Origin of the sequence: Cobetia sp. Dlab-2-AX (assembly GCF_024124625.1) — a bacterium.
In the GTDB taxonomy this organism is placed as follows: Bacteria; Pseudomonadota; Gammaproteobacteria; order Pseudomonadales; family Halomonadaceae; genus Cobetia.
In genome coordinates, this window is sequence record NZ_JAMXRV010000003.1 from 93415 (window position 1) to 107256 (window position 13842).

At 64.7% G+C, this 13842-nt stretch carries 10 protein-coding genes; 8 read left to right on the plus strand and 2 right to left on the minus strand.

What is annotated here, in order from left to right; genetic code table 11:
- Positions 1–118: 118 nt before the first annotated feature.
- Positions 119–406 carry an Asp-tRNA(Asn)/Glu-tRNA(Gln) amidotransferase subunit GatC gene (gene gatC / locus NH396_RS06070; protein WP_054555110.1) on the minus strand — a complete coding sequence of 96 codons (288 nt, stop codon included), beginning with the start codon at positions 404–406 and terminating at the stop codon, positions 119–121.
- A gap of 329 nt (positions 407–735) precedes the next feature.
- Between gatC and NH396_RS06075 the strand changes: the two genes are divergently transcribed.
- The 7 genes from NH396_RS06075 (at position 736) to tldD (ending at position 11706) form a co-directional block, all read left to right on the plus strand.
- Positions 736–1773, plus strand: coding sequence for a rod shape-determining protein (locus NH396_RS06075; protein ID WP_043332576.1), 1038 nt, complete (start codon positions 736–738; stop codon positions 1771–1773).
- Positions 1774–1837: 64 nt separating this feature from the next.
- Positions 1838–2815 (plus strand): rod shape-determining protein MreC, encoded by a 978-nt coding sequence (gene mreC, locus NH396_RS06080; protein ID WP_366071643.1) that lies wholly within the window; start codon positions 1838–1840, stop codon positions 2813–2815.
- Positions 2815–3297: a rod shape-determining protein MreD gene (gene mreD, locus NH396_RS06085; protein WP_043332574.1), complete on the plus strand. Its 483-nt coding sequence runs from the start codon at positions 2815–2817 to the stop codon at positions 3295–3297. The genes mreC and mreD overlap by 1 nt, the downstream gene beginning before the upstream one ends.
- A gap of 225 nt (positions 3298–3522) precedes the next feature.
- Positions 3523–4203, plus strand: a complete 681-nt coding sequence (locus tag NH396_RS06090) for a Maf family protein (protein WP_176678267.1) — start codon at positions 3523–3525, stop codon at positions 4201–4203.
- 185 nt (positions 4204–4388) lie between these two features.
- A complete protein-coding gene (rng, locus tag NH396_RS06095) occupies positions 4389–5852 on the plus strand; it encodes a ribonuclease G (RefSeq protein WP_176676275.1) in 1464 nt (487 codons plus the stop codon).
- Between the two features lie 80 nt (positions 5853–5932).
- The gene (locus NH396_RS17150; protein WP_176676276.1) at positions 5933–10249 is read left to right on the plus strand and encodes an AsmA-like C-terminal region-containing protein; all 4317 of its coding nucleotides are present in this window, start codon (positions 5933–5935) and stop codon (positions 10247–10249) included.
- Entirely contained in the window at positions 10246–11706 is a 1461-nt protein-coding gene (tldD, locus tag NH396_RS06105; protein ID WP_176676277.1) for a metalloprotease TldD, read from the plus strand. The genes NH396_RS17150 and tldD overlap by 4 nt, the downstream gene beginning before the upstream one ends.
- Positions 11707–11794: 88 nt before the next feature.
- Here tldD and yjgA read toward each other — a convergent pair whose 3' ends face one another.
- Complete coding sequence (yjgA, locus tag NH396_RS06110) at positions 11795–12298, minus strand: ribosome biogenesis factor YjgA (protein WP_176676278.1); 504 nt, start codon at positions 12296–12298, stop codon at positions 11795–11797.
- Between the two features lie 76 nt (positions 12299–12374).
- Here yjgA and pmbA point away from each other — a divergent pair, with 76 nt between their 5' ends.
- Positions 12375–13745, plus strand: coding sequence for a metalloprotease PmbA (pmbA, locus tag NH396_RS06115; RefSeq protein ID WP_176676279.1), 1371 nt, complete (start codon positions 12375–12377; stop codon positions 13743–13745).
- The last annotated feature ends 97 nt before the right edge of the window (positions 13746–13842 follow it).

The window sequence follows — 13842 nt, forward strand, 5'->3', positions numbered from 1 at the left end:
TCAGTGCAGACGATGCGCTGGGCATCGTCCGCAGAAATTCCGGGGCGGACGGGGCGTGCCGCGTGACGTGGTATCCGATGGCAGCCGATCACGATGTGTGAGCGATCTGCCAGCGAGATCACTCGACGACGCGCGGAACCAGATACAGACCCTGCTCTGTGGCCGGGGCTACCTGCTGAAAACGCTCGCGCTGATTCGATTCGGTGACTTCGTCCGCGCGCAGGCGTTGCGTGGCTTCCAGCGGGTGTGCCAGCGGTGCGACGCCGTCGGTATCGACCTGTTGCAGCTGGTCGACCATGGCGAGAATCCGGTCGAGATCCTCGACGTAGGCTTCGGCATCCTGCGAGGCAAGACCCAGGCGTGCGAGGTGAGCGGCACGCAGCACATCTGAATGTTCAAGGGCCATTGAAGTTTCCCTGTCTTGGCTTCGAGAGGCTTGAGGTGACGGCAGGAGTCGGAGACGACCACGCGGAATCGGACTGGCGCCACGAGCGCGAAAGGCCGAATTCGAAAATCGTGGTGTCCCGGCAAACCCGATGCCCGTTACCCTGTAGAACAGCGCGCTTTGCAGCGATGGAGCAATCTGTCGCCGAATGCGCCGTCACAGTGTGATTCGGCGTGAAATGTACCACATCTGCGTCGCTCTGGCAGGCGTGTCAGCTTGCCGCCATGGGGTGGCAATGGTACCGTTCGCGTCTGCACAGGGTTCCGGTCTGGACTAGGTGATCAACTTCCATGTTTAAACGTTTACGTGGGCTGTTCTCGAGCGATCTGTCGATCGATCTGGGTACTGCCAACACGCTTATTTATGTGCGCGGTCGCGGTATCGTGCTCGACGAGCCCTCAGTCGTGGCCATTCGCCAGTCCGGGAATGCCCGCAGTGTGGCGGCCGTCGGTGCCGATGCCAAGCGCATGCTGGGGCGCACCCCCGGCAATATCACGGCCATCCGTCCGATGAAGGACGGCGTCATCGCCGACTTCACCGTTACCGAACAGATGCTCCAGCATTTCATCCGCAAGGTGCATCAGAGCACCTTCCTGACACCCAGCCCTCGTGTGCTGGTGTGCGTGCCGTGCATGTCGACCCAGGTCGAGCGTCGCGCCATCAAGGAATCGGCCGAAGGGGCCGGCGCGCGTGAGGTCTACCTGATCGAGGAGCCGATGGCTGCCGCGATCGGTGCGGGTCTGCCGGTGGAAGAGGCGATGGGCTCCATGGTGGTCGATATCGGTGGTGGTACCACTGAAATCGCCATCATCTCGCTCAACGGCGTGGTCTATTCCGAATCCGTGCGTATCGGCGGTGACCGCTTCGACGAAGCCATCACCTCCTATGTGCGTCGCCATTACGGCAGCTTGATCGGTGAGGCGACGGCCGAGCGCATCAAGGAAGAGATCGGTTGTGCCTACCCGGGTGGCGAGCTGCGCGAGATCGACGTGCGCGGCCGCAATCTGGCCGAGGGTATTCCGCGTTCCTTCACGCTCAACTCCCACGAGATTCTCGATGCGCTGCAGGAACCGCTGGCGGCCATCGTCTCGGTGGTCAAGAGCGCGCTTGAGCAGTCTCCGCCGGAACTGGCCTCCGACATCGCCGAGCGCGGCCTGGTACTGACCGGTGGTGGGGCGCTGCTGCGTGACATCGACAAGCTGATCGCGGAAGAGACGGGGCTGCCGGTGATCATCGCCGAAGACCCGCTGACCTGCGTGGCGCGTGGCGGTGGCAAGGCGCTGGAAATGATCGATCAGCACACCTTCGAGCTGCTGTCGAGCGATTGACCTCGTCCGGGGCCGGGCATGCTGTGTGCTGTACGGCTGGTCCCGGCCTGTCGGAGGAAGTGCTATCAAACCCCTGTTCACGCGTGGCCCCGTGCCCGGCTATCGCATGCTGTTGTGCGCGGTGCTGTCACTCACGCTGATGTTTGCCGAAGATCGCTTCAGCTGGATGGTCGATGTGCGCGCCAGCATGGCGACGCTGGTGTCGCCCGTGCAGTGGGTCGTCAGCTTGCCGACGGAAGGCATCAGCTGGGGCGCCCTGGTGTTTGCCGATCAGCAGGAGTTGGCCGACGAGAATCGCGCGCTGCGCGAACAGCTGCTCAACCTGTCCAGCCGTGTGCAACGCATGGCGAGCCTGACTTCCGAGAATACGCGTCTGCGCGAATTGCTCAATGCCGGACAGCGCAGCGATATCCCCTATATCACCTCCCAGTTGTTGACCCTCGATGCTGACCCGTTCTCCCACCGCATGGTGGTGGACCGCGGTGAGCAGGACGGCGTGCGCATCGGCCTGCCGGTACTCGATGCCTATGGTCTCGTCGGGCAGGTCATCTCCACCTCGGCCTACAACAGTCGCGTGCTGATGATCAGTGATGCCAGCCATGCGGTGCCGGTGGAGATCAATCGCAATGGCCTGCGCTTCATCGCCCAGGGCAGTGGCAAGATCGACCAGGTCGATGTGCTGCATGTGCCGGATACCGCCGACATTCGTGTCGGGGATCTGCTGGTGACTTCCGGACTGGCGCTGCGCTTTCCGCGCGGCTTGCCGGTGGCACGTGTCACCGAGGTCTACCATGATCCCGGCAAGCCGTTCGCCCGCGTGAGTGCCGAGCCCATCGCGCAGCTGGAGCGTTCGCGCAACTTCCTGATCCAGATGCCGCCGCCGGTGGACACCGACAACCTGTATGTCGATGACAGCCTCGATGAGTTGCCGCGCGACAACCTGGCGGCGCCCAGACCCGAGGGTGACGACGCCGCACAAGGCTCCGCCGAGGATGCGGCAGACGCACAGGCACCCACCGATGCTGCCGGGGAGAACAACTGATGGCCTTTCGTCCCCAGACCACCTTGCTGTGCTGGTTCTCGCTGCTGCTGGCGCTGTGTCTGCAGGTCATGCCATTGCCGGATGTATGGCTGATCTGGCGGCCCCAGTGGCTGGGTCTGATGCTGGTCTACTGGTGCATCGTCTCGCCGCAGAGTGTCGGAGTCTTCCACGGCTTCCTGTTCGGGCTGGCGCTGGATGTCCTGCAGGGCGCACCGCTGGGGCACAACGCCCTGGTACTGTCGCTGACGGCCTTCATGGGTGTGCTGCTCTATCAGCGTATTCGCGCCTACTCGCTGTTGCAGCAGGCGTTGCTGGTGATCGTGGTGCTGGGCATCGCGCAGTTGCTGGATCAATGGCTGCGCAGCCTGTTCGGTGCCGGCCCCGTCAGCCTGTCGTTCCTGCTCTCGGCGGTCATCGGCGGCGCGCTGTGGCCGTGGCTCTATACCCTGCTGCAGATGCTGCGTCGGCGGGTCGCGGCCTGAGTGCCACTGGCACGTCGATAGCGTTTCTTGTGAGCTTCCAAAAGCCGCCTACGGGCGGCTTTCTGGTACTTGTCAGCCATCAACGCCTGTCAGTCATGTTTCTCCGCGAGGTCTTCCATGTCATCCCGTTCAAGTTCATCCGCTTCCAGGCCATCCACACCTGATACCGACAGCCCCACTTCCTCACTCTTTGCAAACTCTGACGCCGCGGGGCAGCGCAACGTGATGTTTCAGGGCATTGCTCAACAGGGCATTGCTCAACAGGGTTCTGATCAACAGGACGCTGCTCATCCGGGATTGATTCTGGCCTCGGGGTCGCCGCGTCGTCGTGACCTGCTGGCCAGTATCGGCATCCAATGTGAGGTGGCGCCGGTGGATATCGATGAGACGCCGCAGGCCAATGAGTCGCCGGAGCATTACGTGCTGCGTCTGGCGCGAGAGAAGTCGCAGGCCGGTTTCGCGGCCCTGGCGCAGCGGACGGCAGGCCAGACGGCGGGGTGGCGAGTACTCGGCGCGGATACCGCGCTGGCACTGGATGGACGCACTCTCGGCAAGCCGCGCGACGAGTTGGACGCGCGCGAGATGCTGCTCAGCCTCTCGGGGCGCAGTCATCAGGTGCTCAGTGGTGTGGCGCTGTGTCATGGCGACGCCGGGCGCGACATCCGCTGCGCGAGCGAGCTGGTCGAGAGCCGCGTGACCTTCCGCACCATCACCCCAGAGGAGGCCGCGCGCTACTGGGCGACCGGTGAGCCCGCTGACAAGGCAGGTGGTTACGCCATCCAGGGGCTCGGCGCCGTCTTCGTCAGTCATCTTGAGGGCAGTTACAGCGCCGTGGTCGGGCTGCCGCTGCATGAGACTGCACAGCTCTTGAGCAAGGCGGGCGTTCAGCCGTGGCAACCGCTCTGACGGGCGATGTTCCACGCTGCATCCGTCGGGCGTCGAGTCAGCGCACCAGCGTTATCACGAAGAACCATGGCTTGCATGCGTGGCACAAAATACCCGTTGCAGGAAATCCTTAGTCGATAGATCACAGCCGGGGGCTCCCTAGCTATGTCATAATCGCAAGCAACGACTTTACAAGGACTTGCGCTATGAGCGGCGAGGTATTGATCAATCTGACACCGATGGAGACCCGCGTGGCGGTAGTCGAGAACGGTGTCCTGCAGGAAGCCTTCATCGAACGCAGCGGGCGACGCGGCATCGTCGGCAACATCTACCGTGGCAAGGTGGTGAGAGTATTGCCCGGCATGCAGGCGGCCTTCATCGATATCGGTCTCGAACGGGCGGCCTTCATCCATGCCCAGGAAGTCATGCCGGCGCATACGCCGCATGATGAGCAGCTTTCGATCCGCGAGCTGCTCAGCGAAGGCCAGCCACTGGTGGTGCAGGTCACCAAGGACCCCATCGGCACCAAGGGCGCCCGGCTGACCACGCATCTGTCGGTGCCGTCACGCTATCTGGTCTACATGCCGGACTCGCCGCATACCGGCGTGTCGCAGCGCATCGAGAGCGATGTCGAGCGTGACCGCCTCAAGGAGATGACCGAGCAGTGCCTGACGGAGCTTGATCCGGAGGCGCCCGGCGGCTTCATCCTGCGCACCGCCGCCGAGGGCATCAGCGAGGCGGAACTCAAACAGGACATGCATTTCCTGCTGCGCCTGTGGCGCAAGGTCAGTGAACGTCGCCTCACCGCTGCCGTGCCCAGCGTCATCTACGATGATCTGCCACTGTTCATGCGCACGCTGCGCGATGTGATGCGCGACGAGATCGAGCGCGTGCGCATCGATTCCCGCGAGAACTATCTGCGTCTCAAGGAATTCTCCAGCGAATTCATGCCGGACATGGAAGGGCGCATCGAGTATTACCCTGGCGAGCGACCGATCTTCGATCTGTTCAGTGTCGAGGATGAGCTGCACAAGGCGATGGGTCGCAAGGTGCAGCTCAAGAGTGGTGGCTATCTGGTGATCGACCAGACCGAGGCGATGACCACCATCGACGTCAACACCGGTGGTTTCGTCGGCCACCGCAACCTCGAAGAGACCATCTTCAAGACCAATCTCGAGGCGGCGACCGCCATCGCGCGCCAGCTGCGGCTGCGCAATCTCGGCGGCATCATCATCATTGACTTCATCGACATGGAAGAGGCCGAGCATCAGCGCCAGGTGCTGCGGGTGCTCGAGAAGTCGCTGGAGCGTGACCACGCCAAGAACAAGATGACCGGTGTGACCGAGCTGGGCCTGGTGCAGCTGACGCGCAAGCGCACGCGCGAGAGTCTGGAGCAGGTGCTGTGCGAGGCCTGCCCGACCTGTCAGGGGCGCGGCACCCTCAAGACGCCGGAGACGGTCTGCTACGAGATCTTCCGCGAGATCATGCGCGAAGAGCGCGCCTACAGCCCGGATACCTACATGGTGCTGGCCTCACAGAACGTGGTCGATCGCCTGCTGGACGAGGAATCCGCGGCCGTGGCGGACCTCGAGAGCTTCATCGGCAAGACCATCCGTTTCCAGGTCGAGGCGCATTACACCCAGGAGCAGTACGATATTGTGCTCATGTGATCTGTCAGCCACCGAGCCTGCGATGAAGCCGGGAGTCGCGTTATCCACATCGTGAGTCTGTCCTGTTCGGAGAACCATCAGTGACCCGTTCTACCTCACCAGAGGCGGCACGTTCCACCTCGCAAGAGGCGGTGCAGGAGGGCGTCGACGACACCCCGTCTTCGCCAGCTGCGGTGCCAGCGCCACCCTCGCGTGGGCGGCGCTGGGCGCGCGGGCTGCTGATGGCGCTCGCGGTACTGCTGGCGTTGCTGGCCATCCTGATCGGGGGCCTGCGCTGGTGGTTGACCACGCTGGATTCGCGCAGTGAGTCCATCAGTGACTTCATCGCCACCCAGACCCACTCCAATGTGGGGATGTCATCGCTTGAGGGCCGAATGGATCACCTTGATCCGGCCATCGAGCTGTCCGGTCTGAACCTCTTTCGTCCCGACGAGATGCAGGCGGCGCCGCTGTTGAGCGTGTCCCATCTGGAAACCCGTCTCGATGTGCTCTCCTCCCTGCGCCATCTGGCGCCTGTCTTTGATCGCGCCACTGCCACCGGCGTCATCGTGCACCTGTACCAGCGTGAAGATGGCAGCTGGGGCTGGCCGGGGCCGCCGCGTCCTCCCGAAGCGCTCGAACCCGAAGGGCAGGTGAGCCTTGCGCAGACGGAGCAGGGGCTGGCGCTGCTGGCGCGTCAACGAGTGCGGCTCGAGGATGTGCGTCTGGTGCTGCATGGTCGCAACGATACCCTCAACCTGAATGCCGCCGAACTGTTGCTGTCGGGAGAAGGCGATCGCGCGCATCTGGAAGGCCAGTTGCGGGTCGGGGAATCGCCTCAGGCCGGAGTCAGCGCCGTACTGGAAGTGCTGCCGGGAGATGACGGCCTCGCCGACTACTCGGCCCAGCTGCAGGTGGAGCTGGACGCCGGTGCGCTGGCGAGTGTCGGTCGCCTGATGAGCGAGCGCGACAGCCTGATGCTGCGCGACGCCGATGGCAACGCGACGCTGTGGGCGCGCTGGCGTGACGCACGACTGGAAGATGCTCGCCTGCGTCTCGATCTCAATCGCCTGACGCTGGATCACCATGGCGCCCAGCTGGCGCTCAAGGACATTCATGCGCGTGGCCAGTGGCTGCGCGACCTGGCGGGCAGTGATCGCTGGCAGGCTTGGCTCAATCAGATCTCGGTCGGCGCCACGCAACTCGATGACGCCCCGGCGGCCGGCGCTCCGGTGGCCGGCACTCCGGCGGCCGGCGCCCCGGTGGCAGGCAGTGACGGCCAGACGCCGCAAACGGCGTCATCGCCAGAAGCCTCCACGGCGCTTGCCAGCCTGCCCGAGCGTATATCGCTGTCGGGGGATCTCGCCGATGGCAGCGTGTCGCTGGTCACCAGCAGTTTCGATCTGGAAAAGGTGGCGCGCTGGCGCAATGTGCTGGCGCTCGGCGAACTTGGGGATGTGCTCGAGTCTCTCGATCCGCGAGGCACGGCCAACGGCCTCTCCCTGTCGCTGGCCGGGATCGGGCTCGATGCCCCGCTGACCATGACGCTGGCGCTGGGGCTCACCGGCGCCGAGGTGGAACCCTGGCAGGGCGCCCCGGGACTCGGCCCCCTGGCGGCCTGGGTCACCGCGCACAGTCTTGAGGAGGGCGGCATCGCGAGCCGGATCGCGTTTCGTGGTGACCCGGGGATGCGCTTCCACTTTCCCGAAGTCTTCGGCGACGGCTGGCAGCTCGAGGCCGCCGACGGAGTGGTCGAGGTCAAGGTCGATGACAGTGGCAGCAGCGTCACGGGGCATGACCTGCATATCCAGCGCGACGGCGCCGATGTGACGGGCGGCTTCGGCCTGCAGATTCCCGCTCAGGACCATGATCGCTTCCAGCTGGATCTCGAGATGCGCGATGTGAACGCCCGCAGTATACCGCTGGCCTCCTGGTTGCCGATGAAGGTGCTGGACCCGGCGCTGAGTGAGTGGTTGACGCGCGATGTCGCGGGGCAGGTCCCCGAGGGCAGCCTGCATCTCACCCAGGTGTGGGATGATGACAATGGCGAGGATGGCTATGGACCCGGCGATTCGCTGGACCTTGAGCTGGCCATCGAAGACGGGCGACTCGGTTACGCCGAGGGCTGGCCTGCGCTGGAGGGCGTGAAGGGCAACCTCGCGCTGCATGACAATGCGTTGAGTGCCACGGTCGCGGCGGCGCGCTCTCAGCCGGCCACGGCGCTGGGCGGTGCAGCACCTCTGTCGGTGCGTCAGGCCGATGTCGGCATGCAGGACAATACCTTGAGTATCCAGGGGGATGTGACCGGCAGCGTCGAGGCGCTGTTCGATCTGATCTCGCATGCGCCGCTCGAGGATACCGCTGCGTTGATCGCCGAGTGGCAGGGCAAGGGCTCGGTGGCTGCGTCCATGGATATCCGCGTGCCCCTGGAGGACGCCGAGCAGACGCGCATCACGGCGGCGGGCAAGGTGGGCGAGCGCCAGGCGGCGACGCTGGTCTTTCCGGGGCCGGGCATCGAGGTTGATGACATTCGCGGGCCGCTCGAGTTCGTGCATGACCCTTCCCGCCCCGAGGGGCGTCGTGAGCAGTTGACCGGCAACCTCTCCGGCAAGCTGTTCGGCGGTGCGGTCAAGGCGGCGCTCAACATCGGGCAGGAAGATTCAAGCAGCAAGGGCGCGATCACCTTCGATGGCAAGGCGCCATTGGCACCGGTGCTGGGCTGGCTGGGCACGCCCGAGCACCTGATCGGCGATGCCGCCGAGAACACTCGGGCCGCCTTGCAGGACGGCGAGACGCCGCGTGCGCTGGGCGGCGAGTTCAACTATCAGGCGCGCCTGATGCTGCCCGATGACGGCGCCACTCTGGCGCTCTCGAGTGACCTCAAGGGAGTCGCCATCAATCTGCCGGCACCCTTTGGCAAGACGCGAGAGGAGGCGGCCCCACTGGCGGTGGATATCGGTCTCGCGGAGGGTGGCGGTGATGTGCGTCTCGACAATCGCGCCCGGGCACGCTGGAAAGGCGGCAATACGCGTGATGATGGCAGCACGGTGCCGATGACGGGGCAGTTGTGGCTGGAGCGTTGGCCGAGCGACCCGCAGTGGCCTACCCAGACCGGCTGGGACATCGCCTGGCGCACACCGACCCTTGCCCCCGAGCTCTGGAAGCCGTGGGCGGGAGCGCTCTCCGGTGAGGGCAGCGCGAGTGATGAGGGCGGCGCGAGTGGTGAGAACAGCGCGAGTAGAGAGGGCAACGACACGGAGCAGAGCGACCCCCTGCGTGCCTTGTCACGCCTGCGCGTTGCCACCGATTGCCTGATGATCCAGTCCCGGTGTGCGGGGCCGATGACGCTGGAGGCCGCGCCACGCCAGAGCTCGCAGCAGCAAGGACTGGGGCTGGCCGCGACGCTGGATGGTCAGCTCGCCAGTGGTGAGCTGGTGTGGCAGTCAGGTGCCGCGCGACCGCTGATTCTGGACCTGGACACTCTGAATCTCGACGCCCTGTGGCCCGCGGATGCCGAGCAGGAGACGCAGACTGCCAGTGTGCCAGGCAACTTTACCGAGGCTATCGATGTCGGCATCGAGCCGACGCCGTATCCCGCCGAGCTTGCCGACCTGCCCGCGGGCAGTCTGCGTCTGGCACACCTCATCTGGCGCGATCAGCAGCTGGGGCCGATCAGTGCCGACTGGACCGCCGACAGCCAGCAGCTGGTGGTGTTGCCGCTCTCCATCACGCTGGGCAGAATCACCGCAGTGGGCAATATCACCTGGGAGGATGCCGGCGCCAACAGTCTGACGCGCGCTCGCCTGTCCGCCGATGGCAGTGACCTGGGCGGGCTGCTCGAGCGCCTCTCCCAACCGCGCGGCATCGAGGCGGACCGCGCCCGGGCCGAGGTCAAGCTGGCCTGGCCCGGTGCGCCGCAGGACTTTGCCCTGTCACGCTCCAATGGTCGCGTCGAGATCAAGCTGGATGACGGACGCTTCCTGAATCTGGGCTCGACCTCCGCCCGCCTGCTGGGGCTGGTCAATGTGGATAACCTGCTGCGCCGGCTGTCGCTGGACTTTTCTGATGTCACCGACAAGGGGACGGCCTTCGACAAGGTGCGCGGCGCAGCGACGCTCTTCGATGGGCGGCTGGAAAGCGATGGCCCCTTGCGTATCGAGGCGCCGTCCACCACCGTGACACTCAACGGTCAGGTCGATCTGCTTCGCGGTACCCTTGATCAACGCATGGCCATCACGGTGCCGGTCAGCCAGAACCTTCCGCTGGCCGCCGTGCTGGCAGGCGCGCCCGCCGTGGGCGGGGCGCTGTTCGTGGCCGACAAGATCTTCGGCCGCTTCATCGACAAGGTGACGCAAATTCACTATCGGGTATCAGGCCCCTGGGGCGACCCGAACATTACTCTGGAAAGTGCCGAATGACGCAAAATGCGAGTTCCGGTCGCGTGCTCGACGATGCCGCGGCCCTGTTGCTGACCCCGGGCGGGCTCAGCCTGGATGATCTGGATGCTGGCCTGGCACATGCCATGGGCCCGGGCACCGACTATGCCGACCTCTACTTCCAGCGTATCTGGCAGGAGAGCTGGGTGCTGGAAGACGGCGTCGTCAAGGACGCCAGCTATAACATCGATGGCGGCGTGGGCGTACGCTCACTGGCGGGGGAGAAGACCGGCTTCGCGTACTCCAATCAGATCGATGCCGCCGCGCTTGCCGATACCGGTCGTACTGCGGCGGGTATCTCGCGCAGCGGCAGCAGCGGTACGGTCGCAAGCTCGATCATCACCCAGGCGCCGTCCTTCTATGCAGGCATCGACCCGCTGAATGGCCTGAGCGCTGAGGACAAGGTCGCGATGCTCAAGGAGGCGGATCGCATCGCGCGCAGCCTCGACCCTTCCATCAGTCAGGTATCGGCCTCGCTGTCGGCGCTTTACGAGGTGGTGATGGTGCGTGCCAGTGATGGCACCTTGGCGGCCGACCTGCGCCCGCTGGTGCGTTTCAACATCAGCGTGATCGCGGTGCGCAATGGGCGTCGCGAGCGTGGCAGCGCCGGTGGTGGCGGTCGCTTCCCGCTGACTCGCCTGCGCGACGACAATGTCGCCGAGCGTTACGCGCGCGAAGCCGTGCGTCAGGCGCTGGTCAATCTCGAGGCCGTCGATGCGCCGGCCGGTCAGATGCCGGTGGTGCTGGGCAATGGCTGGCCGGGCGTGCTGCTGCACGAGGCCGTCGGTCATGGTCTGGAAGGTGATTTCAACCGCAAGGGCAGCTCTGCCTTCTCCGGTCGCATGGGCGAGCAGGTCGCGGCGCGTGGCGTCACCGTGGTCGACGATGCGACCCTGGCCGATCGCCGAGGCTCGCTGTCCGTCGATGATGAAGGCACCCCGGGCCAGTACACGCCGCTGATCGAGGACGGCATTCTCACCGGCTACATGCAGGACAAGCTGAATGCTCGCCTGATGGGCATGGCACCGACGGGCAACGCGCGTCGCGAGTCCTTCGCCCATCTGCCGATGCCGCGCATGACCAATACCTACATGCTGGGCGGCGAACGTGACCCGCAGGAGATCATCAAGAGCGTCAAGCGCGGGCTCTACGCGGTCAGCTTCGGCGGCGGTCAGGTGGATATCACCTCCGGGCGCTTCGTGTTCTCGGCCAGTGAGGCCTACCTGATCGAGGATGGCAAGGTGACCACGCCGGTCAAGGGTGCGACCCTGATCGGCAATGGCCCGGAATCCATGGGGCGCGTCTCGATGATCGGCAACGATCTCGAGCTGGATACCGGGGTCGGCGTGTGTGGCAAGGACGGCCAGTCCGTGCCGGTCGGCGTCGGCCAGCCGACCCTGAAGCTCGACGAATTGACGGTGGGAGGCACCCAGTCGTGAGCCGATGAGGCTGAACGACAGGGAGCAGACATGACGACGCCGCCGTGGCAGGGCCGCAGCGGCGTCGATGAAGCGGGAAATGCCAGAATCAGAGATCGAGTTCGGCACGCAGCAGCTTGAAGAGCTTCTTGGCGCTGTTGGGCTGCTTGCCGGCATCACGTTCGGCACGTGAGTTGCGGATCAGCTGACGCAGTGCCTGGCGGTCCACCTCGGGGTGGTCCTCGACGAAGATCACGAAGGCTTCGTCATCCTCGATCAGGCGGTCACGCCAGCGCTCCAGGCGCTGGAAGGAGGCATCACGACGGATGCTCTGCTGTTCCATGTTCTGGAAGACGGCATTGATGGCCTCGAGGTCTTCCTTGCGCATCAGCTTGCCGACGTACTGCATGTGACGACGCAGGCCCTCGTGACTGCGAATGCGACCGCATTCATCGATGGCGGCCAGCATGTCATCGGAGAGCGGAAACTTGGCGCGCTGCCCGGCCGGCATGTCGATGATCTTCTTGCCCAGTGCCTGAAGTTCGATCATTTCACGCTTCATCTGGGATTTGCTGGGACGCTCGACGAGCTCCTCAGATCTTTCTTTACGCATGCCAATTCCAACGAGTCGGGGAAATTTGCGGCAGTATAGCATTGCCAGCGCCCCGTCTCCTCAGAAGGAGAACAACATGAGCCAGGCCTTTGATGCCGTTGCTCAGCAACAACTGCTCGAGCGTCGCGTCAGCGAAGCGCTCGAGCTGGCCCGCAGCCTGGGCGCCGATGCCTGTGAGGTCGGCGCCAGCGTCGATCAGGGCGTCAGCATCTCGGTGCGCGACGGTGAGGTGGAAACCGTCGAGCTGTCACGCGATCAGGGCATCGGCGTGACGGTCTATCTCGGCAACCGCAAGGGCAGTGCGACCTCGTCCGATGCCGGCAGCGACTCGATCCGCGCCGCGGTCGAGAAGGCGGTCTCCATCGCGCACTATACCGGCGAAGACAGCTTTGCCGGGCTGGCGCCGGCCGAACTGATGGCCACCGACTTCCCTGACCTCAAGGCGCATCATCCCTGGGCGATCAGCGTCGATGAAGCGACCGACCTGGCACTGGCCTGTGAGCGTGCCGGGCTGGAAGTGGAAGGCATCGCGCAGTCCGAAGGCGCCAGCTTCTCCAGTGGCGAAGGCGTGCAGGTCTATGGCAACAGCCATGGGTTCCTGGCCAGCCAGTGCGGCAGTCGTCACTCGATGTCATGCATGCTGATCGCCAAGGATGCACAGGGCATGCAGCGTGACTATGACTACACCAGCGTGCGCAATCCGGCAGACCTGCGTTCCCCCGAGTCGGTGGGGCGTGAAGCTGCTCGCCGCACGCTGGCGCGTCTGAATGCGCGCAAGGTGGCGACGGGTCGCATGCCGGTGATGTTCGACCCGCAAATGTCGGCCGGTCTGATCGGTCACTACCTGTCTGCCATCGCCGGCGGCTCGCTGTACCGTGAGTCCAGCTTCCTGTGCGATAGCCTGGGCCAGCCGCTGTTCCCCGACTGGTTCACGCTGGGCGAGAAGCCGCGGGAAGTCGGTGGCATGTCCAGCGCCGCCTTCGACAACGATGGCGTCGCGACGCGTGACAATGTCTACTTTGCCAACGGCAAGGTGCAGAGTTACATGCTGAGCGCCTACAGTGCCCGTCGCTTGAACATGCAGACCACCGGCAACGCTGGCGGCGCGCGCAACGTGCGCATCACCGCGCCGCTGACCTCGCTCGATGAGATGCTCAAGCAGATGGGGACCGGCGTGCTGGTGACCGAGCTGATGGGCCAGGGCGTCAACGGTGTCACTGGTGACTACTCGCGTGGCGCCTCCGGTTTCTGGGTCGAGAACGGCGAGATCCAGCATGCGGTCGAGGAATTCACCATTGCCGGCAATCTACGCGACATGGCGGCCAATCTGCTGGCGGTCGGTGATGATGTCGATACGCGTGGCAGCATCCACAGTGGTAGCTGGCTGATCGATGGCATGACCGTCGCGGGCATGTCCGAAGGAGAAGATGATGAGCTGGAAGGCTGATCGCTGACGCTTCTGTCTCGTGCGACAGGCGACAAACAACACGGCCGCTCCCTCGGGAGCGGCCGTGTTGTTTCTGGGGTAATCACTAATACCCGCA